The 21,337-nt window shown below is 66.4% G+C and carries 19 protein-coding genes; 8 read left to right on the forward strand and 11 right to left on the reverse strand.

All coding sequences use genetic code 11. The annotated features are described in order from the left end of the window. Positions 1-15 precede the first annotated feature (15 nt). Complete coding sequence (locus ACPYOD_RS13340) at positions 16-387, forward strand: YraN family protein (RefSeq protein WP_481302217.1); 372 nt, start codon at positions 16-18, stop codon at positions 385-387. Between the two features lie 6 nt (positions 388-393). On the opposite strand, the gene ACPYOD_RS13345 is transcribed toward ACPYOD_RS13340, so the two are convergent. The 7 genes from ACPYOD_RS13345 to ACPYOD_RS13375 all read right to left on the reverse strand — a co-directional run bounded on the left by ACPYOD_RS13345 (position 394) and on the right by ACPYOD_RS13375 (position 7,663). Further along, positions 394-1,113: an HAD family hydrolase gene (locus tag ACPYOD_RS13345; RefSeq protein ID WP_481302218.1), complete on the reverse strand. Its 720-nt coding sequence runs from the start codon at positions 1,111-1,113 to the stop codon at positions 394-396. A 3-nt stretch (positions 1,114-1,116) separates the two neighbouring features. Then, complete coding sequence (locus ACPYOD_RS13350) at positions 1,117-2,367, reverse strand: acetylornithine/succinylornithine family transaminase (RefSeq protein WP_481302219.1); 1,251 nt, start codon at positions 2,365-2,367, stop codon at positions 1,117-1,119. 310 nt (positions 2,368-2,677) lie between these two features. Next, a complete protein-coding gene (locus ACPYOD_RS13355; RefSeq protein ID WP_481302220.1) occupies positions 2,678-4,012 on the reverse strand; it encodes a sigma-54 interaction domain-containing protein in 1,335 nt (444 codons plus the stop codon). A gap of 207 nt (positions 4,013-4,219) precedes the next feature. Next, positions 4,220-5,038 carry an SDR family oxidoreductase gene (locus tag ACPYOD_RS13360; RefSeq protein WP_481302221.1) on the reverse strand — a complete coding sequence of 273 codons (819 nt, stop codon included), beginning with the start codon at positions 5,036-5,038 and terminating at the stop codon, positions 4,220-4,222. Positions 5,039-5,051: 13 nt separating this feature from the next. After that, positions 5,052-5,654: an LON peptidase substrate-binding domain-containing protein gene (locus ACPYOD_RS13365; RefSeq protein WP_481302222.1), complete on the reverse strand. Its 603-nt coding sequence runs from the start codon at positions 5,652-5,654 to the stop codon at positions 5,052-5,054. 10 nt (positions 5,655-5,664) lie between these two features. Continuing rightward, positions 5,665-7,023, reverse strand: coding sequence for a UDP-N-acetylmuramate:L-alanyl-gamma-D-glutamyl-meso-diaminopimelate ligase (mpl, locus tag ACPYOD_RS13370; protein ID WP_481302223.1), 1,359 nt, complete (start codon positions 7,021-7,023; stop codon positions 5,665-5,667). Positions 7,024-7,081: 58 nt separating this feature from the next. Continuing rightward, positions 7,082-7,663, reverse strand: a complete 582-nt coding sequence (locus ACPYOD_RS13375; protein WP_481302224.1) for an adenylate kinase — start codon at positions 7,661-7,663, stop codon at positions 7,082-7,084. 202 nt (positions 7,664-7,865) lie between these two features. On the opposite strand from ACPYOD_RS13375, the gene ACPYOD_RS13380 reads away from it, so the two are divergent. After that, the gene (locus ACPYOD_RS13380) at positions 7,866-9,122 is read left to right on the forward strand and encodes a 6-phosphofructokinase (protein WP_481302225.1); all 1,257 of its coding nucleotides are present in this window, start codon (positions 7,866-7,868) and stop codon (positions 9,120-9,122) included. 95 nt (positions 9,123-9,217) lie between these two features. On the opposite strand, the gene ACPYOD_RS13385 is transcribed toward ACPYOD_RS13380, so the two are convergent. Both ACPYOD_RS13385 and ACPYOD_RS13390 read right to left on the reverse strand, forming a co-directional pair. After that, positions 9,218-10,636: a UdgX family uracil-DNA binding protein gene (locus ACPYOD_RS13385; protein ID WP_481302226.1), complete on the reverse strand. Its 1,419-nt coding sequence runs from the start codon at positions 10,634-10,636 to the stop codon at positions 9,218-9,220. A gap of 2 nt (positions 10,637-10,638) precedes the next feature. Continuing rightward, positions 10,639-11,853 carry a putative DNA modification/repair radical SAM protein gene (locus ACPYOD_RS13390; RefSeq protein WP_481302227.1) on the reverse strand — a complete coding sequence of 405 codons (1,215 nt, stop codon included), beginning with the start codon at positions 11,851-11,853 and terminating at the stop codon, positions 10,639-10,641. 82 nt (positions 11,854-11,935) lie between these two features. On the opposite strand from ACPYOD_RS13390, the gene ACPYOD_RS13395 reads away from it, so the two are divergent. The 6 genes from ACPYOD_RS13395 to ppa all read left to right on the forward strand — a co-directional run bounded on the left by ACPYOD_RS13395 (position 11,936) and on the right by ppa (position 19,481). Further along, positions 11,936-13,222, forward strand: a complete 1,287-nt coding sequence (locus tag ACPYOD_RS13395; protein ID WP_481302228.1) for an amidohydrolase family protein — start codon at positions 11,936-11,938, stop codon at positions 13,220-13,222. Between the two features lie 150 nt (positions 13,223-13,372). After that, on the forward strand, positions 13,373-13,804 hold the full coding sequence (locus tag ACPYOD_RS13400) for an RcnB family protein (protein ID WP_481302229.1): 432 nt from the start codon (positions 13,373-13,375) through the stop codon (positions 13,802-13,804). Between the two features lie 13 nt (positions 13,805-13,817). Further along, positions 13,818-14,231, forward strand: coding sequence for an RcnB family protein (locus ACPYOD_RS13405; RefSeq protein WP_481302230.1), 414 nt, complete (start codon positions 13,818-13,820; stop codon positions 14,229-14,231). A gap of 160 nt (positions 14,232-14,391) precedes the next feature. After that, positions 14,392-16,440, forward strand: coding sequence for a sodium-translocating pyrophosphatase (locus tag ACPYOD_RS13410; protein WP_481302231.1), 2,049 nt, complete (start codon positions 14,392-14,394; stop codon positions 16,438-16,440). Positions 16,441-16,612: 172 nt separating this feature from the next. Then, a complete protein-coding gene (locus ACPYOD_RS13415) occupies positions 16,613-18,685 on the forward strand; it encodes a prolyl oligopeptidase family serine peptidase (RefSeq protein ID WP_481302239.1) in 2,073 nt (690 codons plus the stop codon). 262 nt (positions 18,686-18,947) lie between these two features. Then, entirely contained in the window at positions 18,948-19,481 is a 534-nt protein-coding gene (gene ppa / locus ACPYOD_RS13420; protein ID WP_481302232.1) for an inorganic diphosphatase, read from the forward strand. Positions 19,482-19,600: 119 nt separating this feature from the next. Here ppa and ACPYOD_RS13425 read toward each other — a convergent pair whose 3' ends face one another. Together ACPYOD_RS13425 and ACPYOD_RS13430 are read right to left on the reverse strand one after the other, a co-directional pair. Then, the gene (locus ACPYOD_RS13425; RefSeq protein WP_481302233.1) at positions 19,601-20,620 is read right to left on the reverse strand and encodes a DUF2333 family protein; all 1,020 of its coding nucleotides are present in this window, start codon (positions 20,618-20,620) and stop codon (positions 19,601-19,603) included. Between the two features lie 42 nt (positions 20,621-20,662). Beyond that, the gene (locus ACPYOD_RS13430) at positions 20,663-21,226 is read right to left on the reverse strand and encodes a ferritin-like domain-containing protein (RefSeq protein ID WP_481302234.1); all 564 of its coding nucleotides are present in this window, start codon (positions 21,224-21,226) and stop codon (positions 20,663-20,665) included. Positions 21,227-21,337: the final 111 nt, after the last annotated feature.

The raw sequence follows: 21,337 nt of genomic DNA on the forward strand, positions 1-21,337 counted from the left end.
ACAGGATGTGTTCGCATGGCCCCACCCACGAAGAAAACCACTGCGCGCCGCGCCACCGGCAACCGCTTCGAAGACGCGGCGCGTGAATTCCTCGAGTCGCGCGGGCTACGGCTCGTGCGAGCCAATTTCCTCTGCCGCCACGGCGAGATCGACCTCGTGATGCGCGACGGTGACACCGTCGTCTTCGTCGAGGTCCGCTATCGCCGCGACGGCGCCTTCGGCGGCGCGCTCGGTTCGGTCACGTTGGCCAAGCGGCGCAAGCTGGTCAGCGCCGCACATCTGTGGATGGCCTGGCATCCGCACGACGCACGGCGGCCCAGCCGCTTCGACGTGCTGGCGTTCGAAGGCGACGACATGCAATGGGTTCGCGCCGCCTTCGAGGCGTGAGGGGGATCAAGCTTTCCCGTCTCGCCGCTCTGTTGGCTTCTCGCCGCTGTAGCGGCTCCCACAGCGGAAATCCTCGCTGCGCATCTTCGCCAGCTCGGCCACGGCTTCCACGACGATGTCGGGTGGTGTCTCTTCGAGTTCCTTGCCCGCGGCCGCGGCGTAGTGGCCCTGACGGACGAACACCGTGGTGACCTTGTCGCCGAGGAGCTTCTTCATCGCGACGAGGATGCGCGGCTTGTCGTCCACCATCACGTAGTGGTCCGCGGGGTAACGTGCGCGCATGTCGTCGAGCATGTCTTCCTTGTGCACGTAGATGAGCACGTCCTTCTCGAAGACGTCCCATAGCCCCGCGCGGCGGATCTTCCGCGGCTGGAACACGGTGTCGCCGTCGGACAGGATGACGGGGCGCCCCATCGTGCGCAGGTGCGCGATCGTCTCGGGTACACCCGGAAAGCGACACTCGTCGAAGGGGTAGTCGAGCAGGAAGAACGACAGCCGCAGGTAGGCGGGATCGCCGCCCTTGCCACGCAGGCGCTGCAGGGCGCCCAGATAGTCGGCGTAGCCCACCTCGGCCCGGAGCTGCTTGTCGACGGCCGCATATCGGGCGGGACCGTCGGGGCCTAGCTCGCGCTCCAACCGCGCGGCAAGGTCGGCGCCGAAACGGTCGTTGTCGATCAGCGTGTTGTCTACGTCGAAGAGGAAAACGATGGCGTCTTGGCTGGGCACGAATCAGGCAACCTTCGCTTCGTTGACGAACGCCGCCAACGCGGCTTCCAGCCGCTCGAGGCCCTCGGCCGTTTCCTCGTCGGTAATGGTCAGGGGCGGCACGATGCGCAGCACGTCCGGCCCCGCCTGCAGGATGAGCAGGCCATGCGCGGCGGCGAGGTCGAGGATTTCTCCGGCGCGCCCCTTGTAGGCAGCGTCCAGCACCGCGCCGATCATCAGGCCACGGCCGCGCACTTCCGAGAACAGGCGCAGTTCGTGATCGATCTTCGCGAGGCCCGCGCGGATGTCGTTGCCCTGGCGCTCCACGTTCAGAAGCACGGCCGGCGAGGCAATCTTTTCCAAGGCCACGCGTGCGACGGCGGCAGCCATCGGGTTGCCGCCGAAGGTCGTGCCGTGCGCGCCGAACTGCATCACGCCGGCCACCTTCGGCCCCGCGAGCATGGCGCCGATCGGGAAGCCGGCACCAAGCGCCTTCGCGAGGGTGACGATATCCGGCGTGACGTGATCGTGGGTGTGGGCGAACAACATGCCGGTGCGACCCATGCCGCACTGGATTTCGTCGAGCACCATCAGCGCGTCGTGCGCGTCGCAAAGCTCGCGCACTTTCTTCAGGAAGCCCGGTGCGGCCGGCGTCACGCCGCCCTCGCCCTGCACCGGCTCCACCATGACGGCCGCCACCCCGCCCTGCGCGAATGCTTCTTCCAGCGCTGCGGAATCGTTGAAGGGCACATAGCGGAAGCCGGCGGGCAGCGGCTCGTAGCCTTCCTGGTATTTCGGTTGCGCCGTGGCGGTGACGGCAGCGAGCGTGCGCCCGTGGAAGGAGCCGGTGAACGTAACGATCACACGGTCCTCGGGGGCCCTGCCCTGCGACGCGGCCCATTTGCGCACGAGCTTGATGGCGGCTTCGTTGGCTTCCGTGCCCGAGTTGCAGAGGAAGACGCGCTCGGCGAACGGCGCATGGCCGACCAGTTCGGCGGCGAGGCGCAGCGGCGGCTCGGAATAGAAGACGTTGCTGGCATGCCAGAGCTTGTGCGCCTGGGCGACCAGTGCCTCGACGAGGTCCGGGTCCTGGTGGCCCAGCGCGTTCACCGCGATACCCGCGCCGAAGTCGAGGTAATCGCGGCCTTCGGTGTCCCACACCCGGGCGCCCTTGCCGTGATCGAGCACGACCTCGCGCGGCCGGTAGACCGGGAGCCAGTAACGCTTGCCCAATGCAATGAGGTCGGACGGATCGGAAGAATGGGACGACGACATGACTTGCGACTCCAGTGAAGGAGAGCATCGTACTAAGGCGCGGGCCGCGGCGACAACGCGCGCGATGTACCGCCCGTGCAACGCCCTGTTACAGGTCGCTACACAGGCTGAACGGCGCGGCCAGCGGAGCCACGGCGAAAATCCTTGCGAATCAAAGGAGCCCCCTCGTGGCACGGCGCTTGCTCCCCATGGGAACAAGGCCCTGTGAAGCCGCGTGGTTCGTTCGCCCGACGACCCTGCCAAGCCGGACGACGAATGGGAACTCCCGGTCCTCCCAGAGGGCCGGGAGTTTTCTTTTTGGCGGAAGGGCTCAGCGCAGCTGATCGAGGGCCAGTTGATGCTTCTTGCAGAGACGGTACACGGTGACGCGGGACACACGCAGGCGGCGGGCGCATTCGCTGATGTTGAAGGCGCTTGCGCGCAGGCAATCCACGATGGCCTCGCGCTCGGCCGATGTGCGCGCGCTGCCCAGGCTGTCCCGGTCGCGTGTGGGGCCGTCGGCACTCAGTTCCAGGTCTTCGGGCGTGATGAGCGCATCGTCCGCGATCACCGCCGCACGCTGCACGCGGTTCATCAGCTCGCGCACGTTGCCCGGCCAGGAAAACGCATTGAGCGCCTTGCGCGCGCTGGTGCTGAACGCGCGGGCACGGGTGCCGTAACTCTCGCGGAACGCGTCGAGGAAGTGCTGTGCCAGCAGTTCGATGTCGCCCGTGCGTTCGCGCAGGGGCGGCATGCGCAGCCGCAGCACGTTCAGGCGATAGAAGAGGTCTTCGCGGAAGCGACCCTGCGCCACGGCCTTCTCCAGGTCCACGTGCGTCGCTGCGAGCACGCGCACGTCCACCTTGATCGACTGGCAGCTGCCGATGCGTTCGATCGTGCCCTCCTGCAGCACACGCAGAAGGTTGGTCTGCGCATCCAGCGGCAGGTCGCCGATCTCGTCGAGGAAGACGGTGCCGCCGTCCGCCGATTCGAAATGGCCGATACGCCGTGCGGTCGCGCCGGTAAAGGCGCCGCGCTCGTGCCCGAAGAGTTCCGACTGCACGAGGTTGGCCGGCAGCGCGCCGCAGTTGATCGCGGCGAACGGCTTCGCACGACGGGGGGACAGCTGGTGCAGGGCGCGCGCCGCCATCTCCTTTCCAGTACCGGTTTCACCGGTGATGAGGAGCGGCAGCTCCACCGGCGCGAACTTGCGGATGTTGTGCGACAGCGCCCGAATGGCGGGGCTGCTGCCGGTGAGCAGGCTGGGTGCGTCGTCGTCCCGCGCCGCCGCGGCGTCGCCCGGCACGCGGGAGAGGGCCTGGCGCAGTGCACCGAGGGACGACGGGCCGTCGATGATCTCGAAGGCATGCGGCAATACGTGGCGAATCGATGGATCGGCGGCCTGCGTCTGCGCACCGGTCAGTCCGATCCAGGCGATGCCGGGATAGGTCTGGCGAAGGTCGTCGAGAATGCGTACCGCGGCCTGCGCCTTCGTGCGCAGATCCACGACCGCGATAGCGCCGTCGCCGCATTCGGGCAACTCGCCATTCCTTGCGGGATCGGCCACGAACGTGCGCCATCCCGCACGGATCAGTCCGAAGTGTTCTTCAACGCTCGGTCTTCCAATCCAAACGACGCAACGACCCGCCGATTCCCCGCGCGACATGCCCGCTCCTCACCCAGTCTCGTGGCCTGCTGTCAGCTTCGCGGGTTCGACGCCGGACCCGCCGCCGGCACCCCTGCAGGCCGGCAAGCCCCACTCGCCGCCCCCGACCCGCAGGGGCGACGCGGCCGACGTTATACCCCGCCATCGCACGCGGCCATACACCAAACGGGCTAGCCCCCTCCGCGCCGTTCATAGTTGTCGCGATAGCTATAGAAACAGGTCGGGCAGGAGCGGATTGCCGGGAACGACGGCGTAGCGGTCGAAATCGCGCACGCCGGCTTCGCGCAGTACGTCTTCGTCGATGAAGAAGCGGCCGGTGGCCTCGCGTGAAGGTTTGATGAGGATGGCATGGGCCGCGTCGGCAACGATGTCCGGCTTGCGGCAGTTTTCCGCTTTCACCGTGTCGCCGAGCATGGCGATGGCCGCCGTGGCGATGACCGTCTTCGGCCACAGGGCGTTTACCGCGATGCCCATGGGGGCGAACTCCGGCGCCATGCCGAGCACGCAATGACTCATGCCGAATTTCGCGATCGTGTAGGCGACATGGGGTGCATACCAGTGCGGATCGATGCTGGGCGGCGGCGACAGCATCAGCACATGCGGATTGTCGGCCTGCTTCAGGAACGGCAGGCAGGCCTGGGTGGCGAGGAAGGTGCCGCGAGTGTTCACCTCGTGCATGAGGTCGAAGCGCTTCATCGGCGTGCCCTCGACGCCGGCAAGCCAGATGGCGCTGGCGTTGTTCACCAGGATGTCGATGCCGCCAAAGCGCTCTGCCGCGGTTGCCGCGGCCATGCGCACTTCGGCCTCGTCGCGTATGTCGACCTTGAGCGGCAACGCAGTGCCGCCGGCGGCTTCGATCTCGGCGGCGGCGCTGTGGATCGTGCCCGGCAGGCGAGGATTCGGCACGTTGCTCTTGGCGGCGATGACGATGTTCGCTCCGTCCCGTGCCGCGCGCAGTGCGATGGCGAGGCCGATACCGCGCGACGCGCCGGTGATGAAGAGGGTCTTGCCGGCAAGGGTGTTCATGGGATGGTCTGCTTCAGGCGCGCTGGAAGCGCGGAAGGATGTCGCGCAACTCGGCGAGGCGTTGCAGCGGGTCGTCGAGCTCGAGCATGTGCTGGCATTCGTTGGCATCGAGTGGCAGCAGTTCGGACAGGCGGAAGCCCACCCAACTGGCATCGTCGGCGCGCGCGGCCACCTCGTGCCGCCATGGCGGCATCATCTGCTCGGCGAGACGCTCCAGGATCGTCGCGAGCAATCCGAACTCAGCCGGCAACGGCAGGGTTTCCTCTTCCGGCCAGGTAGCGACGTCACCGCGGACCTGGCCGTCCGAACGAATCCGCGTGCGGGTGACGCGAAAGCGCAGGCCGCCCTCGGCGACGATGCCCAGGAGGCCGTCCTCGCGAGTATGGAAATCGGTGATGGTGGCCAGTGTACCCACCGCGGCGGGCACGGCGGGCTGCCCGGCTTCGCGGCCTTCGAGGATCATGCACACGCCGAACGCCCGTCCGGTGCGGGCGCACTCGCGTACGAGGTCGATGTATCGCGGCTCGAAGATGCGCAGTTGCAAGTGACCGCCCGGGAAAAGGACGTTCGACAAAGGAAACAGCGGAAGGTCGAGGGCGGGCGTGGTCGCGGCCATGCCCGGCAGTCTAACCTGCGCCCAGCGCCGCGAAGAAGGTGCGTGGCGCGCCTTCGAAGCCGCCGTTCGACATGAAGACCACATGGTCGCCTGCGCGCGCCTCCGCCACGAGCGTGGCAACCAGCTGGTCGACGCTCGCGGCCGTGGCACCGCGGCCGCGCAGGGCCGACGTGACCCTGCCCGCGTCCCAGGCCAGTTCGGGGCGATGGAGGAACACCGTGACGTCGGCATCGGCCAACGACGGGGCAAGGGCCTCGGCATGCGCGCCGAGCCGCATCGAGTTGGAGCGCGGCTCGAGGGCCACGAGGATCCGCGCGTTACCGACCTTCGCCCGCAAGCCGGCCAGCGTGGTGGCGATGGCCGTGGGATGGTGGGCGAAGTCGTCGTACACGGTGACACCGCGCGCCGTGCCGACGACTTCCATGCGCCGTTTCACACTGGCGAAGCCGGCGAAGGCGGGAAGCAGCGTCACCGGGTCGGCGCCCGCCGCCGCGGCCGCCGCCAGCGCGGCCAGGGCATTCATCACGTTGTGCCGGCCGAGCGAGCTCCAATGGACTTCGCCCAGCGTCGTCCCCTTGTGCCGCACGCGGAAGTGCGAACCGTCCGCGGCGAGCAGTTCGGCGCGCCAGTCGCCGGCATCGATGCCGAAGGTTTCGACCGGCGTCCACGCCCCCATCGCGAGAACCTCCGCGAGGCGGGCATCCTCGGCATTCACGATCAGCCGGCCGTTGCCCGGCACGGTGCGTACGAGGTGGTGGAACTGGCGCTGGATCGCCGCGACATCGGGAAAGATGTCGGCATGGTCGTATTCGAGGTTGTTGAGGATGGCGATGCGCGGGCGGTAGTGCACGAACTTCGAGCGCTTGTCGAAGAACGCCGAGTCGTATTCGTCCGCCTCGATCACGAATGGCCTGCCTTCGCCGCGCCGCGCGGATACGTCGAAGTTGCCCGGCACGCCACCGATCAGGAACCCAGGCGACTGGCCGGCCGATTCGAGGAGGTGGGCCAACAGGCTCGTGGTGGTGGTCTTGCCATGGGTGCCGGCCACGGCCAGCACCTCGCGGCCGCCGAGCAGGGTCTCGCCCAGCCACTGCGGGCCGGAGATGTACCGCATGCCCTCGTCGAGCATGTATTCCACGGCCGGATTGCCGCGGGTCATGGCGTTGCCCACCACCACAAGATCGGGTGCCGGCATCAGGTGCTCCGCCGTGTATCCCTGCATCAGACCGATGCCGAGCGCCTCGAGTTGCGTGCTCATGGGCGGATACACGTTGGTGTCCGATCCTTCGACCTGCAGGCCGAGTTCCCGCGCGAGGGCGGCGACGCCACCCATGAAGGTGCCGCAGATACCGAGGATGTGGACGCGCATGGCTGGGCTCTTCGGGACGGTGCGTCGGAAGGCCCGCCGAAACCGGCGGGCCGCGCGGTCAGGCGCTGGCGGCGGACGTGCTCTCGAGCGCGGCCTTGATGCGAGTGGTGACCTCGTCGAGTTCGCCCACGCCGTCCACGACCTTCAGCTTGCCGCGCTTCGCGTAGAACTCCGCGACAGGTGCCGTCTGGTCGGCGTAGATGGCCAGGCGCTTCTTCACGGTGTCCGGATTGTCGTCCGGGCGGCCTTCCTTGTTGAAGCGGACCACGCAGCGATCGACGATGGCCTCGTTCGGCACCTCGAGCTTGATCACGACATCGAGCGGCTGCCCGATGCGCGCGAGCACGCCGTCCAGCGCCTCGGCCTGGGCCAGGTTGCGCGGATAGCCGTCGAGGATGAAGCCAGGCTTCGCGTCGGGCTGTCCGAGACGCTCCTCGATGATTCCGAGCATGATGTCGTCGGAAAGGAGCTGGCCGGCATCCATGATGCTCTTGGCTTTCTTGCCCAACTCGCTCTCGGCCTTGATCTCCGCGCGCAGGAGATCGCCGGTGGAGATGTGCGGGATGCCCAGGTCCTGCTTCAGGCGGGTGGCCTGGGTGCCCTTGCCGGAACCGGGGGCGCCGAATAGCACGAGTCGCATTGATGCTCCATTTCGCCGGGGAAGCGGAAAATCCGCTTGCCGGACACGAGAAAAATGGGTCCCAAGGTAACGGCAGGGGCGCCACCGCGTCAAACTCCCGACACCTGAGGGGTGTAATGGGCCCCGGCCCGCACGCCCTTTCAAGGCGCCGCGACACGCGGCGCGCTACGCTGCCGCTTTCGACCACATAAGGATCCGAAGCATGGCCGCCGGCAAAATCCTCTACGCCCAGTCGGGTGGCGTCTCCGCCGTCATCAATGCGACCGCCGCTGGCGTGATCGAAACGGCACGTGACAAGGGCATCCCGGTCTACGCCGCGCGCAACGGCATCCTGGGAGCGCTGCGCGAAGAGCTGATCGACACAACGAAGGAAGCCAAGGCGAACATCGCGGCCCTGAAGCACACGCCGGGCGGCGCGTTCGGGTCGTGCCGCTACAAGCTGAAGTCGCTGGAAGAAAACCGTGCCGAATACGAGCGGCTGATCGAGGTGTTCAAGGCGCACGACATCCGTACCTTCCTCTACAACGGCGGCAACGACTCGGCCGACACGGCGAACAAGGTGTCGAAGATCGGCCAGGCACTCGGCTATGAGGTGAACTGCATCGGCGTGCCGAAGACGATCGACAACGACCTCGTGGTCACCGACACCAGCCCCGGATTCGGCTCGGTGGCGAAGTACACGGCCATCGCGGTGCGCGAAGCCAGCCTCGACGTCGTCTCCATGATGGACACCTCGACCAAGGTCTTCATCATCGAGGTGATGGGCCGTCATGCCGGATGGATCGCAGCCGCGGCCGGACTGGCCGGTGCCGGCGCGGGCGATCCGCCGCACGTGATCCTGTTCCCGGAAAACGTGTTCGATCCGGAGGCCTTCCTCGCCAAGGTGAAGGCCACCGTGGAGAAGGTCGGTTACTGCACCGTCGTCGTTTCGGAAGGCGTGAAGGACAGCGACGGGAAGTTCCTTGCCGAGTCCGGCGCGCGCGACGCGTTCGGCCATGCGCAGCTGGGTGGCGCCGCGCCGGTGCTCGCCGCCCTGGTGCGCGAGAAGCTCGGCTACAAGTACCACTGGGCGTTGCCGGACTACCTGCAGCGCTCGGCGCGCCACGTCGCGTCGAAAACCGACCTCGAGCAGGCCTATGCCGTGGGCAAGAAGGCCGTCGAGTACGCCTCCGAGGGCCTGAACGCGGTGATGCCGGTGATTGTCCGAACGTCCGACGAACCGTACAAGTGGAAGATCGAGGCGGCGCCGTTGGACAAGATCGCCAACCACGAGAAGAAGATGCCGAAGAACTTCATCTCGAAGGATGGCTTCGGCATCACGGCGGCGGCCCGCCGTTACCTCGCACCGTTGATCCAGGGCGAGGCACCTCCCCCGTACGGGCCGGACGGGTTGCCGGTGTATGTCACGCTGAAGAATGCGCCCGTGCCGAGGAAGCTGAAGAAGTTCGCGGTTGGGTGATCCCGCTTCTTGTGGGAGCCGCTTCAGCGGCGATGGGAGCTCGCGGCAATCTTGTCAGTTGCCGCGGGATCGCCGGCATAGCCGGCTCCCACAATTTATCCCAACAGCTTTCGGATCAGTTTCAGGTCTCTGACGAAATCGGCGAAGCCCGCTTCCCGCGCGTCGTGATCCGGCAGGCGCAGCAGGTACGAAGGGTGCACCGTCGCCATGGCCTTGCTCCCGTCCGGAAGCGTCAGCCACTCGCCGCGCTGGGCCATGAGCCGGAACGACGAACCGAAGACTCCCTGTGCCGCCATGGCGCCCATGCAGACGATGCCGTCAGGGCGGATCCGTTCGATCTCCGCCGCCAGCCAGGGCCGGCAGGCCGCCTGCTCCTCCGCATTCGCGCGCTTGTGCAGACGGACCTTGCCGCGCGGCTCGAACTTGAAATGCTTCACGGCGTTGGTGACGTAGAGCGACGACCGGTCGATGCCTGCCTGCTCCAGCGCGCGATCGAACAACCTGCCGGCCGGCCCGACGAAGGGCTTGCCGGCCAGGTCTTCCTGGTCGCCCGGCTGCTCGCCGATCACGACGATGCGCGCATCCGACGGCCCCGTGCCGAACACCGTTTGCGTGGCGGGCTTCCACAGGTCGCAGCGGCGGCAATCGCGCGCCTGCCTGCGCAGCGCGGCAATGCTGCCCTCGGGCGCGTCCACCGCCGCCTTCTGCAGGGGCGTCACCTTTTTCCTCGGCACCGTCGGTTGCTTTTCCACCATGGCCTGCATCCTCGGCAGCGCATCGCGCACCAGTTCGGGGATGAGCCGCGCCTCCGGCAGGTTCTTCCAGTACTTCACCGGCATCTCGCGGCGCATCGCGTCCACCTTCAGCCGGGCCGGGTTGAAGATGCTGGCGTAATAGGTACGCCAGAGGTCTTCCAGCGCGTCTTCCGACGGCGCGTCCGCACGCTCGGCGCCCGGCCCGAACACGAGGGTGGCGCCGTCCCAGTGCGCGCTGCGTGATGGCGTCAGCAACGACCAGTGCATGCCCGTGAACCGGCGAACGAAGAACGGCGCCACGCGGGAAACGATGTCGTACTCGGGTTCGAACCAGGCGACGTACACGGTGTCGTCGCCGAGACGTACCTCGCGAAAGCGCACGAACGCCTTCATCTTGTGCATGTCGCGGCTCACCTGGCGCGCACAGGCGTGCGCCCATGCCACGTCGTCGTCGGTGGCGATGCGCAACAATTCCCTCTCGCCGTGCGCGATGCGCCAAAGCATCCGGTAAAGCGTAGCGTGCCGGCGCGGGTCGCTGTGCGCCAGCACGGTGCCGGCCAGCTCGAGGAAGGTGCGCGGTACAGCTGGCGCAGCTGTCCGGCGCGGAGCGGGCATGGCATCGTCGCCGCCGAACAACCCACCCCCTGCGCCCGTCCGCCATTCGACATCGGCCGGATCGATCCCGGCAAGCAGCAATGCCCGGGCTTTCGCCCGCCATGCCTCCAGGTCCGAGGGATCGTCCAGCGTGACGGCAAGCATCGTCAGCCGAAAAGATCCGGCTGCGCGGGCTCGCGCAAATCGCGGCGCAACAGCGGCGTATCGCGATCCCCACGTGGCCGGTGGTCCACGGTTTCCACGAACGGGGCCACCTTCTTCACGGGCACCCGCAGGCGTACCAGGTCGTCGTAGCGGACACGCCGGTGCGCGCGCATGGCGATCAGCTTGTCCACCGTTTTCACGCCGAGTCCGGGGACGCGCAGGAGCATCTCGCGCGATGCGCGGTTTACATCCACGGGGAAGCGCTCGCGGTGGCGCAGCGCCCAGGCCAGCTTCGGATCCATGTCCAGGGAAAGCATGCCGTCGTCGCCCGGTGGCGCGATCTCGTCGGCGGCAAAACCGTAGAAGCGCATGAGCCAATCGGCCTGGTACAGGCGATGCTCGCGCACGAGCGGCGGCGGCTTCAGCGGCAGGATCTTCGACGCGTCCGGAATCGGGCTGAAGGCCGAGTAGTAGACGCGGCGAAGGTGGTAATTCGTATAGAGGTTGGTGCTTGCGGTCAGCACGTCGCGGTCGCTCGCGGCGTCGGCGCCCACGATCATCTGGGTGCTCTGCCCCGCCGGCGCGAACCGCGGCGCCTTCTTTTCCGCCTTCGCCTCGTCGATCGAACGGCGCAGCCGGCCCATGGCGCTGCGAATGTCGCCCAGGTCCTTCTCCGGCGCCAGGGACTTGAGGCCGCCCTCCGTGGGCATCTCCACATTGATGCTGAGACGATCGGCCCAGCGGCCGGCGGCGTCGATCAGCTCGGGTGCCGCGTCGGGAATGGTCTTGAGGTGGATGTAGCCGGCGAACGTGTGCTCGGTGCGCAACGTGCGCGCGACGCGAACGAGTTGTTCCATCGTGTAGTCGGGCGATTGGATGATGCCCGAGGAGAGGAACAGGCCCTCGATGTAGTTGCGGCGGTAGAACGCCAGTGTGAGGTCCACCACTTCCTCGACCGTGAAACGCGCCCGACGCACATTGCTGCTTCGCCGGTTCACGCAGTACACGCAGTCGTAGACACAGAAGTTCGTCAGCAGGATCTTGAGCAGCGAGATGCAGCGCCCGTCGGGCGCATAGGCGTGGCAGATGCCCATGCCTTCGGTCGAGCCGATGCCACCGCTCTTCAGCGAATTCCGGCCCTTGCCGCCGCTCGACGAGCACGAGGCGTCGTACTTCGCGGCGTCGGCGAGGATGGCGAGTTTCTCGGTCACGTTCATGGGGAATCCCATGGTGCCAAAAGAGGTCTCCGGGCGCGTGAAGGCCCCGCTATCATGGGCGAATCGCCGCCGGAACCGCCCCATGGACCTCATCATTCGTCACGCCAACCTTCCCGATGGGCGCTCCGACGTGGACATCGGCATCGATGGCGGGAGGTTCGCCGCGATCCAGCCCGCCTTACCGGCAAAGGGCGCTGAGGAAATCGACGCAGCCGGTCGTCTCGTCAGCCCGCCCTTCGTCGATGCGCACTTCCACATGGACGCCACGCTATCCCTCGGCCTGCCCCGGCTGAACGCCTCGGGCACGCTGCTGGAAGGCATCGCACTGTGGGGCGAACTGAAGCCCGACCTCACCCAGCAGGCGCTGGTGGACCGCGCGATGGCGTACTGCGACATGGCGGTGGCGCAGGGCCTGCTCGCCATCCGCAGCCATGTCGACATCTGTGACGACCGTCTGCTCGCCACCGAGGCACTGCTCGAAGTGAAGCGCCGCGTGGCGCCTTACCTCCACCTCGAACTGGTGGCGTTCCCGCAGGACGGTCTGCTGCGCTCCGCCCACGCGCGCGGGAACCTCGTGCGCGCGCTGGACATGGGTGTCGACGTCGTGGGAGGCATTCCGCATTTCGAACGCACGATGGCGGATGGCGCCGCTTCGATCCGCTGGCTGTGCGAGCTGGCTGCCGAGCGCGGGCTGCGCGTGGACATGCATTGCGACGAATCCGACGATCCGATGTCGCGGCATATCGAGACGCTGGCAGCGGAAACGATCCGCACGGGGCTGCAGGATCGCGTGACGGGTTCGCACCTCACGTCGATGCACTCGATGGACAACTACTACGTGTCCAAGCTGCTTCCGCTCATCGCGGAAGCCCGCGTGCATGCCATCGCCAATCCCCTCATCAACATCACCTTGCAGGGGCGGCACGATACGTACCCGAAGCGTCGCGGCATGACCCGCGTGCCCGAGCTCCTCGATGCCGGCGTCAACGTGGCGTTCGGGCACGATTGCGTCATGGACCCCTGGTACGGCATGGGCAGTGGCGACATGCTCGAGGTCGCGCACATGGGGCTGCACGTGGCCCAGATGACGTCCACTCACGGTGTCGCGAGGTGTTTCGATGCCGTCACGACCCACGCGGCACGGGTGCTGGGGCTGGACGGCTACGGCATCGCGCCGGGGAACCGCGCCGACTTCGTGCTGCTGCAGGCCGGCGATGTCCACGAAGCCATCCGGCTGAAGGCCGCCCGGCTCCTCGTCGTTCGCGGAGGCCGCGTCCTGGCCCGTTCCCCCGAGCGGCGTACCCGTCTGAGCCTTCCGGAGCGCCCGGCCGAACTCACGCTGGAATTCCGTCCAGGCTCCATTTCCTGAACCGCTCGGTTCATTAGCTGTCGAGACAATGAACACTTTCGCGGAGCTTTCAATTCGTAGGACTCCGCGTTCAGCCTCGCCTTCCTAGCATCCGAATTGCCGATCGGCCGCACGAACCCGCGGCACAGCGATCGCACTGGGAGACAGGACATGAAAACGATGCTGCGTACCGCGTTTGCCGCCATCGCGCTGGTCGCCACCACCGCGGCCTTAGCGGACGACCAACATGGCCATGACCGTGGTCGCGACGGTCGCGACTACCGTCATGACGACGGCGGCCGGTGGCGTCACGACAACGGCTGGCACGGGCATCGTCCGCCCCCGCCTCCGCCGCGCTACTACGGCCACGGTTACTACCACCACCCGGCGCCGGTCTATTACGGCCCGCCGCCGCGTTACTACAACCGCTGGGGTCACTGGGAACGCGGTCACCGCTACTATGGCCGCCCCGTGGTCGTCTACGACTACGGCAGCTACCGCCTGCGTCCGCCGCCGCATGGATACCACTGGGTCCGTGACAACGACGACTTCCTGCTCGTGGCTATCGCCACTGGCGTGATCCTCGACATCGCCACCCGCTAAACGGAGTCATCGCATGAAGATGCTGGGCAAGCTGGTTTTCTCCATCGCCGCTGCAGGCGTCATCGCCCCGGCGTTCGCGTTCGCGCCCGCCCCGATCCAGGATCACGGGAACTGGCATGATGACAGGCACGATGACAAGCACGATCGCCGCGACCACGACAACGGCAACCATTACGGCCGTGACGACCACCACGACAATGGCAACCACTACGGCCGCGACGACCGCCGTGGCGACTGGCACCCCGGCCCGGGCGGTCATTGGGAGCGCGGGCACCGTTACGACGGCCGTGTGATCGTGATCGAAGACTGGCGCGGCCGCCGCCTGCGCCCGCCGCCGCGCGACTACCACTGGGTGCGCGCCGATAATGGCGACCTGCTGCTCGTCGCCATCGCCACCGGCATCATCGCGGACATCGTTTCGCAGTAAGCCGATAGAGCAGGCATAGGTACCTGCGGGAAGCGCGCTCGTACGGGCGCGCTTCCCATTGCGCAAGCAACTTGCGCAGCGCACAACGCCAATCGACACCTCCCCTGCCTATACTCGGACCGGGCCCCATGTTGGGCTCCCACAATTCGGGGAGGCTTCGATGCTGCAACAGTACGGTTTATGGATCGCGCTGGCATGTGCGGTCGTCGCGATTCTGTACGGCGCGCTTTCGGTCAGCTGGGTACTGGCGAGGTCGCCGGGCAACGAACGAATGCAGGAGATCGCCGCCGCCATCCAGGAAGGCGCCCGCGCTTACCTCAACCGCCAGTACGCCACCATCGGCGTGGTCGGCATCGTACTTTTCCTGCTCATCGGCATCTTCCTCGATTGGGGTACCGCGATAGGCTTCGCGCTGGGGGCGGTCCTCTCGGGAGCCGCCGGCTACATCGGCATGAACGTGTCGGTTCGTGCCAACGTGCGTACCGCCGAGGCCGCCAGGAGCGGCCTTTCTTCTGCCCTCGCCGTGGCCTTCCGGGGCGGCGCCATCACCGGCATGCTGGTGGTGGGCCTGGGCCTCCTTGGCGTTGCCGGCTACTACGGCGTGCTCACGCACATGGGCTACGAACAGACGCATGTGCTGCATGCGCTCGTGGGCCTGGCCTTCGGTTCCTCGCTCATCAGCATCTTCGCCCGCCTCGGCGGCGGCATCTTCACCAAGGGCGCCGACGTGGGCGCCGACCTGGTGGGCAAGGTGGAAGCGGGCATTCCCGAAGACGATCCCCGCAACCCGGCGGTGATCGCGGACAACGTGGGCGACAACGTGGGCGATTGCGCCGGCATGGCCGCCGACCTCTTCGAGACGTATGCGGTGACCCTCATTGCCACGATGCTGCTCGGTGGCGTGATGGCGACCGTGGTCGGGCCAAACGGGGTGCTGTACCCGCTGGTGCTCGGCGGCGCCTCGATCGTCGCTTCCGTGATCGGCACCTTCTTCGTGAAGACCCGCGGCGGGAAGATCATGAACGCGTTGTACGCGGGCGTGGCCGTGTCCGCCGTGCTGGCGGCCATCGCGTTCTGGCCGATCACGCAGGCCTTGATGGCCGATTCGGGCTTCGGCGTGGGCCGCATCTATGGCTGCACCCTGATCGGACTGGTGCTGACGGGTGCCATGGTCGTGATCACCGAGTACTACACCGCCACGGAATATCGCCCGGTGCGCCACGTGGCGCAGTCCTCGACCACCGGCCACGCGACCAACATCATCGCCGGCCTGGGCGTGTCCATGAAATCCACGGCACTGCCGGTGCTGGCGGTGTGCGCGGCCATCTGGGGTGCCTTCGCACTGGCCGGCCTCTATGGCATCGCCATCGCGGCCACGGCCATGCTCAGCATGACGGGCATGGTAGTCGCGCTGGATGCCTATGGCCCCATCACCGACAACGCGGGCGGCATCGCCGAAATGGCCGAACTGCCGGCCGAAGTGCGCGGCGTCACCGACCCGCTGGACGCGGTGGGCAACACCACCAAGGCCGTGACCAAGGGCTACGCCATCGGTTCCGCGGGACTTGCCGCATTGGTGCTGTTCGCCGACTACACCCATAACCTGGGTCTGCACTTCGGCGGCACGCCGGTGACCTTCGACCTGTCGAACCACTACGTGATCATCGGCCTGCTCATCGGCGGCCTCATTCCGTACCTCTTCGCCGCGATGGCGATGGAGGCGGTGGGCCGCGCCGCCGGTGCCGTGGTGGAGGAAGTGCGCCGCCAGTTCCGGGAGATCGCGGGCATCATGCAGGGCACCACCAAGCCCGACTACTCGCGCGCGGTGGACATGCTTACCCGTTCCGCCATCCGCGAAATGCTGGTGCCTTCGCTCCTGCCCGTGCTGGTGCCCGTGGTGGTGATCTTCGGCTTCAAGTGGCTAGGCGGTCCCCTGGCCGGTGCGCAGGCACTGGGCGGCGTACTGATCGGCACGATCGTCACCGGCCTGTTCGTGGCCATCTCCATGACCACGGGCGGCGGCGCCTGGGACAACGCGAAGAAGTACATCGAGGACGGTCATTTCGGTGGCAAGGGCTCGGACGCACACAAGGCTGCCGTCACGGGCGACACCGTGGGCGATCCGTACAAGGACACGGCGGGCCCGGCGGTGAATCCGCTGATCAAGATCATCAACATCGTCGCGCTGCTGCTGATCCCGTTGCTGTAACGCGGCTCCGCTGTAGGAGCCGCCATGGCGGCGAGGGGACTTGCCTCGCCGCCTCATCGCTTCGTTGGCTCCTCGCCGCTATAGCGGCTCCCACACTTTCTAAACTCCTAATTGGATTCGAAGCATGCACAGACGCTGGCTTGCGCTGGCCTTCGCCCTTACCTTCAGTGGCATGACCCAGGCATACGACACTCCGAAGACCCCGCCCGCCGCCCAGGCGGATGCGAACGACAAAAACCTCTGGCTCGAGGACATCGACGGTGCCAAGCCCCTCACGTGGGTGAAGGCACAGAACACCTCGACGGTTTCCACATACGCCAAAAGCCAGGATTTCAAGACGCTGGACGCGCGCATCCTCGAGGTGCTCGATTCCGACGCGAAGATTCCCATGGTCACCAAGATCGGCGACCACTTCTACAACTTCTGGCGCGACAAGGAGCACCCCAAGGGTCTCTGGCGGCGCACGACGCTGGCCGAGTACCGGAAGGACAAGCCGGCGTGGGAAACGGTGATCGACCTCGATGCGCTCGCCGCCTCCGAAAAGGAGAACTGGGTGTGGCACGCGGCGCAGTGCCTGAAGCCGGATTACCGCCGCTGCCTCGTCTACCTCTCGCGCGGCGGTGCCGACGCCGACGTGGTGCGTGAGTTCGACCTGTCGACGAAGACGTTCCTGAAGGACGGCTTCACCTTGCCCGAAGCGAAAACGCAGACCGCCTGGATCGACGACGACCACCTCTACGTGGCGACCGACTTCGGCCCGGGGTCGATGACCGACTCCAGCTACCCGCGCATCGTGAAGGAGTGGAAGCGGGGCACGCCCCTGTCGTCGGCCAAGACGGTATACGAAGGCAAGAAGACGGACATGTCGATCTGGGCGTTCCGCGACCGCACGCCCGGTTACGAACGCGATTTCGTGTCGCGCGCGCTGGAGTTCTACAACAGCGAGACCTTCCTGCGCGGCAAGGACGGCAAGCTCACCAAGATCGACGTGCCCAACGACGCGGAGACCGATGTCGAGCGCGAATGGCTGCTGATCGAACTGCGCACGGCCTGGACGGTAGGCGGCAAGACGTATCCTTCCGGCTCCCTGCTCGCCGCGAACTTCGACGACTTCATGGCGGGCAAGCGCGACATCACCGTGTTGTTCACGCCGGACGACCATACCTCGCTGTCCGGGCATTCGTGGACCCGGCACCACCTGATCCTCAATGTGCTGCGCGACGTGGTGAGTGAAGTGCGCATCCTTACGCCATCGCCCAAGGGCGAATGGAAGAGCGAACCACTGGGCGATGCTCCGGCACTCAGCACCATCCAGGCGGCGGGCGTGGATGCGGACGATACCGACGAGTATTTCCTCACCGTGTCCGGGTACCTCCAGCCGCCCACGCTGTACTACGGCGTGATCGGCCAGGGTGGCAGCGAGGCCCTCAAGCACAGCCCCGCTTTCTTCGATGCATCGAAGTACGTGGTTAGCCAGCATTTCGCCACGTCGAAGGATGGCACGAAGGTGCCCTATTTCGAGATCGCCCCGAAGGCGATGAAGGCCGACGGCAACAACCCGACGCTCGTCTACGGCTACGGCGGTTTCGAAATCGCGCTGCAACCGATGTATTCGGCGGCCGTGGGACGTGCATGGCTGGAAAAGGGCGGCGTGTACGTGGTTGCCAATATCCGCGGCGGCGGCGAATACGGTCCACGCTGGCACCAGGCTGCGCTGAAGGCCAACCGTCCGCGGGCGTACGAGGATTTCGCGGCGGTATCGCAGGACCTGATCGACCGCAAGATCACGAGCCCGAAACACATGGGCATGATGGGCGGCAGCAACGGCGGCCTTCTCGCCGGCAACATGCTGACGAAGTATCCGCAGCTCTACGGCGCGGTCGTGAGCCAGGTAGCCCTGCTGGACATGAAGCGCTATCCGCACATGTCCGCCGGTGCATCGTGGATGGCCGAATACGGCGACCCGGACAAGCCGGACGAATGGAAGTACATCCAGACCTTCTCGCCGTACCACAACCTCCACAAGGGCACCAAGTATCCACCGGTGCTCTTCACCACCTCGACCCGCGACGACCGCGTGGGCCCGGTGCACGCCCGCAAGATGGCCGCGCGCATGCAGGCCATGGGCTTCGATGCCAGCTTCTACGAGAACATCGAAGGTGGCCACGGGGCGGCGGCCGACAACAAGCAGTCGGCGTTCATGAACGCCCTGGCGTACACCTATCTTTGGGAGCACCTGAAGTAGGCCGGAGCCTCCTGCCCCAGGGGCAGGAGGTCTCGTGTGGGAGCCGCTTCAGCGGCGATGGGTGCTCGCGGCAAGCGTGCCCGCTACCGCGGGATCGCCGCTGAAGCGGCTCCTACAAGGGCCTCGCCGCTGAAGCGGGTCTCACGGGTCTTCGCCGCTGAGATGGGCTCCACGGTCCTCGAGGCCAGACCGGGGTTTCCCCGGGGGTGGGCTGGCCGTATCCTATCCGGCCCGCCTAATCCCCAAAGAATCAAGGAATCCCATGGGTCTGCACCTCGTTTCCGCTGGCCGCAACGTGCCGGACGAAATCAACGTCATCATCGAAATCCCGAAGGATGCCGAGCCGGTCAAGTACGAAGTCGAGAAGGAAAGCGGTGCCATCTTCGTCGACCGCATCCTCTCCACCCCGATGCGCTACCCGTGCAACTACGGCTACGTGCCGGGCACGCTGGGCGGCGACGGCGACCCGCTGGATGCCCTGGTGATCCTGCCCCTGTCGCTGGTCCCGGGCTCGGTGATCCGCTGCCATCCGGTCGGCATGTTGAAGATGACCGATGAAGCCGGCGCCGACGAGAAACTGGTCGTCGTCCCTGTGGAAAAGGTGTTCGCCGGCTACGCGCACATCCGCGACATCAAGCAGGTGTCGGGCCATTGGCTGGAGCGCATCGGCCACTTCTTCGAGCACTACAAGGACCTCGAGAAGGGCAAGTGGGTCAAGGTCGAGGGCTGGGTCGGCGCCGACGAGGCGAAGGCCGAGATCACGGCCGGCATGGGCCGTTACAAGGCCGATAAGTAAAACCCGGAGTCAGGACGGCCTTTGTGTGGGAGCCGGCTATGCCGGCGATGCTGCGCGGCAGCGGGCAAACTCGCGGCGAGCACCCATCGCCGCTAAAGCGGCTCCCACATAAAGCCCTCTCAGCCGCGGCCCAGCAGGGCCCGCAGGTCGATGATCGCGGCGTTCGCGCGCGACACGTAGTTCGCCATGACCAATGAGTGGTTGGCGAAGAAACCGAACGGTGAACCGTTCAGTACCACCGGGCTGCCCAGCGACTTCTGCGACTCCTCGAGTTCGCGGATGACCTGCTGCAGGCTCGCGTCGGCGTTCTTGCTGCGCAGGATGGGCGCGAAGTCGTGCCGGATCGCCTTGAGCTGTTCGAGCAACGTCCAGGTGTAACCGCGCGCTTCATAGAAGTTGTCGTCGATCTTCGACCAGGGCGTCTTCACGTAGATCGCTTTGGCAGGGCCCGCGTTCGCACCCACGGCGGCATCCGGAGCCGCGTCCACCTTCAACTGGCCCACGCTGGCGGACAGCCGCTGCGACAGGGAACCGAGGCGTGCCGAAACCGTCTGCAGGTAATCGGCAAGATTGTCGGCCCTCGCATAGAAATGCGCGTTGGCGTCGGCCGCATCCGATAGCCGCGACAGGTAGTTGTCGAGGTCGTCCACCGCCTTGCCGTACTGCGATTCCGAACTGGGCAACAACCAGCGGTCGTTGGGACTGTTGAGCAAAGGATCGGCCTCGCCGAGGTCCTTGTCTTCGGTGGACTGCGTCTGTGAGCGGCTGAAGTCGTTGCGCAGTGCGCGTGCCAGGTCACGCGACGCGGTCAGCGAGCCGAATTCCCAGTTGGGCATGTTATCCATGAACACGCCCGGGGGCATCCGGTCGTTGCTGAGGTAGCCGCCGCGCTTGTCCATCAGCGTGTCGACCGAGCGGATCAATGTGTACGTGGTCACGGCGCCCGTGCTCATGGGCCGGCCGATGTCCTTCATGTGCGCCGTGGTGGCCGCGACCGGGTCGAACTGTTCCGGCTCCTTGTCCCACCACCACATGAGCAGCAGCACGAGCAGGATCAGCAGGGCGATCGGCAGGAGGATCGCCAGGCCGAGCGGATTGCGCCGGCGCCGGGCCGGCGCGGGAGTGGCGGTCGCATTCATGGAGACTTCCTTCTTGTCGCGAACGTGAGCGCCTAGCTTAGCTCAGTGGGCCGCGGGTTCGCCCTTCGCACCGAGGTTCTCGAGCAGCGTCGCCATGTCTTCGGCATGTTCCTCTTCCTGCGCCAGGATGTCTTCCATGATGCGCCGCGTCGTCGGATCGTCGTCGCCGATGTATTGCACGATGGCGCGGTAGCTGTCGATCGCGATGCGCTCGGCGACCAGGTCTTCCTTGATCATGTCCACCAGGGTGGTGCCTTCCACGTAATCGGCATGACTGCGCGAAAGCAGGCCTTCGGGATTGAAATTGGGCGTGCCGTCGAGCTGCGTGATGCGCTCGGCGATGCGGTCGGCGTGCTCCTGCTCCTGCGTCGCGTGTTCGAGGAACTCCGCCTTCACGCTTTGCGAGTGGATGCCCGGTGCCATGTAGTAGTGGTACTTGTAGCGCAGCACGCAGACGAGTTCCGTGGCGAGGGCTTCATTAAGGAGCTTGATGACCGTTTCGCGGTCCGCGCGATAACCGGAGGTGACCGCCCCGTTATCGATGTGTTCGCGGGCGCGCTTGCGGATGTTCTCAATATCGCTGATGAAGGGCTTGGGCTGGGACATGCCTGGTCTCCTGGAGAAGGGACTGGGAAGACCATGACGGTAGGGCGTGAGACGGGAAAAGCCGGTGAAGACGGGAGGCCGGATCGTGGGAAGCGTGCCCGCGCGCGGAGG

This window comes from Luteibacter sp. HAY1-4A (assembly GCF_056755355.1).